This window comes from Kitasatospora sp. NPDC091257 (assembly GCF_044757675.1).
In the GTDB taxonomy this organism is placed as follows: Bacteria; Actinomycetota; Actinomycetes; order Streptomycetales; family Streptomycetaceae; genus Kitasatospora; species Kitasatospora lactacystinica.
The window spans coordinates 1-3,143 of the sequence record NZ_JBIVVI010001075.1 but is presented as its reverse complement, the minus strand read 5'-3'; the positions used below and the strand labels follow the sequence as shown (position 1 = coordinate 3,143).

The window sequence follows — 3,143 nt, the reverse complement described above, 5'->3', positions numbered from 1 at the left end:
CCGGCCGGTGTCCCGTACGGTGCCACCCCCGCCCACGGCATCCGGCTCCCCGAGGACGACCACGCATCATGACGTCGCCTACCGACATCGGCGCAGCACTCCAGCAGGACGGCGGCGAGGGCGGCGCACCGGAGCCGATCGGCCTGGGCAGCTCCCCGCTGCGCAGCGACGCGCTGCCCAAGGCGCTCGGCATCTACCCGTACGCGGCCGACCTGTGGGCCGAGGGGCTGTTGTGGGGCGCGGTGCTGCGCTCGCCGCACCCGCACGCCCGGATCCGGGGCATCGACACCTCGGCCGCGCTGGCGCTGCCCGGTGTGCACGCCGTGGTCACCGCCGCCGACCTGCCGCCCGGACCGGACGGCACCCCCGACGGTGCCCCGGCCGGGCCGATCGTCGCCGACCGGCCGGTGCTGGCCGCCGGCGTGGTGCGCCACCACGGCGAGCCGATCGCCGCGGTGGCCGCCGACCACCCGGACACCGCCCGGCTGGCGGTCGGCCTGATCGCGGTCGACTACGAGCCGCTGGAGGCCGTCACCGACCCGGAGCAGGCCTTCACCGCGCCGCCGCTGCACCCGGACGGCAACCTGTTCCGCCACCTGCCGCTGCGCACCGGGGACCCGGACGCGGTCGGCGAGATCGTCGTCGAGGGCCTCTACCAGGTCGGCCGGCAGGACCCGGCCCCGCTCGGCGCCGAGGCCGGGCTGGCCGTACCGCGCCCGGACGGCGGCGTCGAACTGCACCTGTCCTCCACCGACCCGCACGGCGACCGCGACCGCACCGCCGCCTGCCTGGGCCTGGAGCCGGACCGGGTCCGGCTGGTGGTCACCGGCGTGCCCGGCGCCACCACCGACCGCGAGGACCTCTCGTTCCAGGTCACCCTGGCCCTGCTGGCGCTGCGCACCGGCCGCCCGGTGAAGATGACGCTCACCCGCGAGGAGTCCTTCCACACCCATACCTCGCGCCACCCCGCGCTCCTGCGCTACCGCCACCACGCCGACGCCGAGGGCACGCTGGTGAAGGTCGAGGCGCAGATCCTGCTGGACGGCGGCGCCTACGCGGACGTCTCCGCCGAGGCGCTGGCCGCCGCGACGGCCTTCTCGGCCGGTCCGTACGTCTGCCCGAACGTCTTCGTGGACGCCTGGGCGGTGCGCACCAACAACCCGCCGGCCGGCCGGATGCGCGGCGAGGGCGCCCTGCAGGCGTGCTTCGCGTACGAGTCGCAGCTGGACCAGCTGGCCGCCCGGATCGGCGTGGACCCGGTGGAGATCCGCCGCCGCAACGCGATGTCCACCGGCGACCCGCTGCCCACCGGTCAGGCCGTCACCTGCCCGGCGCCGGTGCGCGCCCTGCTGGACGCGGTCGCCGCCGAGCCGCTGCCGGCCCTGCCGGTGGACGACCCGGACGCCGAGTGGCTGCTGCCCGGCGGGCCCGGCGGCGCGGGCGACCCGGCGGCGGTGCGACGCGGGATCGGCTACGCCGTCGGCATGGTGCACATGCTGGGCGCCGAGGGCGAGGACGAGGTCTCCACGGCGACCGTGCGGGTCAGCGGGGACCACGCCACGGTGATCTGCGCGGCGGTCGACGCCGGGCAGGGCTTCGCCACGCTGGCCCGGCAGATCGTGCAGACCGTGCTGGGCGTCAGCGAGGTCTACATCGCCCCGGCCGACAGCGACCAGTCGATCGCCGGGCCGTCCGCCCGCGGCCGGCACACCTGGGTCTCCGGCGGCGCCGTCGAGCGGGCCGCGCTGATGGTCCGCCACCAGCTGCTGCAGCCGATCGCGGCGAACTTCGGGATGTCGGCGGAGCTGCTCCAGATCGCCGACGGCAAGATCACCTCGTACGACGGGGTGCTCGGCATGCCCGTCGCCGAGGCGCTGGAGGGCAAGGAGCTCTGGGCCACCGCGCAGTGCCGCCCGCACCCCACCGAGCCGCTGGACGAGGCCGGGCAGGGCGACGCCTTCGTCTCCATCTCGTTCTGCGCGATGCGTGCGGTGGTGGACGTGGACATCGAGCTGGGCGCCGTGCGGGTGGTCGAGATGACGGTCGCCCAGGACGTCGGCCGGGCGCTGAACCCGCGCCAGATCGAGGACCGGATCGAGGCGGGGGTGGCCCAGGGCGTGGGCCTGGCACTGCTGGAGGACCTGCGGACGGAGGGCGGGGTGCTGCTGAACCCCTCGCTCACCGGCTACCGGCTCCCCACCGCGCTGGACACCCCGGAGGTGCGGATCGCCGCGCTGCTGGAGGAGCGCGACGTGGTGGCCCCGTTCGGCGCGAAGGCGGTCGGAGCCGTGCCCGCGGTGGTCGCCCCGGCGGCCGTCGCCGCGGCCGTGCGCGCCGCCACCGGCCTGCCGGTCGGCCGGCTGCCGATCCGGGCCGAGGACGCCGTCACCGCCTGACCGGGAGCTCCCGGGAAAGGCGGAAAGCAGGGAAAGGAAATTGCCGGTCGACTTTCGGAGTCGACCGGCAATTTCCTTTTCCGGTGAGGCCATGGCGGGAATCGAACCCGCGTGCACCGCTTTGCAGACGGTTCCCTAAGCCACTCGGGCACACGGCCAGTGAATTCATAGTGGCCGATCCGGGGGAGAGGGGTCAATGCCCTTTTGTAAATTCTGTATGGCAATGTGTGCTACCGTCGGGGACAGGTGGCGGTATTTCCGCCACCCCGGACGAGCGCGTCGTACCCGGTGACGACAAGACGGCGCAGTTCAGCGGCAATCCGGCCGCTGTGGACTGCGGAGGTAGCACCGTCATGGCCTGGCTCGTTCTGATCGTCTCGGGTGTCCTGGAGACCATTTGGGCGGTCGCCCTGGAATCGTCCAAGGGCTTCACTCGCCTCGTTCCCAGCCTCGTCTTCGGCATCGCACTGCTGTTCAGCATGGGCGGCCTGGCGTACGCGATGCGCACCATTCCGATCGGCACCGGCTACGCCGTCTGGGTGGGCATCGGAGCGGTCGGCACCGCGGTCTACGGCATGGCCGTCCTGGGGGATCCGGTGACCATGGCCCGGATCGCCTGCCTGCTGCTGATCGTCTCCGGCGTGGTGGGCCACACGCCACCACGGTCCGCAGCGCCACCAGGAGCATGCCCGGACGCAGGATCGACGAGGTCCTCCTCGCCTGGGCCGCCGCGGACGCCGTCAGCCC

Annotated in this window: 2 protein-coding genes, 1 tRNA gene and 1 riboswitch; of the genes, 2 read left to right on the top strand and 1 reads right to left on the bottom strand. The window is 74.0% G+C overall.

Features of this window, described 5'->3' with window-relative positions; translation table 11 throughout:
• Nucleotides 1-68 precede the first annotated feature (68 nt).
• Nucleotides 69-2,396 carry a xanthine dehydrogenase family protein molybdopterin-binding subunit gene (locus ACIQOV_RS34525; RefSeq protein ID WP_380545566.1) on the top strand — a complete coding sequence of 776 codons (2,328 nt, stop codon included), beginning with the start codon at nucleotides 69-71 and terminating at the stop codon, nucleotides 2,394-2,396.
• Nucleotides 2,397-2,482: 86 nt separating this feature from the next.
• Here ACIQOV_RS34525 and ACIQOV_RS34520 read toward each other — a convergent pair.
• Nucleotides 2,483-2,554, bottom strand: a tRNA-Cys gene (locus tag ACIQOV_RS34520).
• A gap of 85 nt (nucleotides 2,555-2,639) precedes the next feature.
• Nucleotides 2,640-2,705, top strand: a riboswitch (guanidine-III (ykkC-III) riboswitch).
• A 44-nt stretch (nucleotides 2,706-2,749) separates the two neighbouring features.
• Between ACIQOV_RS34520 and ACIQOV_RS34515 the strand changes: the two genes are divergently transcribed.
• Nucleotides 2,750-3,143: DMT family transporter (locus ACIQOV_RS34515; RefSeq protein WP_401054788.1), on the top strand; the 394-nt coding region annotated here is incomplete at its 3' end.

Excerpts from the sequence above, each read along its gene's own strand:
- ACIQOV_RS34525 (WP_380545566.1), top strand. The coding sequence starts at position 69 with ATGACGTCGCCTACCGACATCGGCGCAGCACTCCAGCAGGACGGCGGC.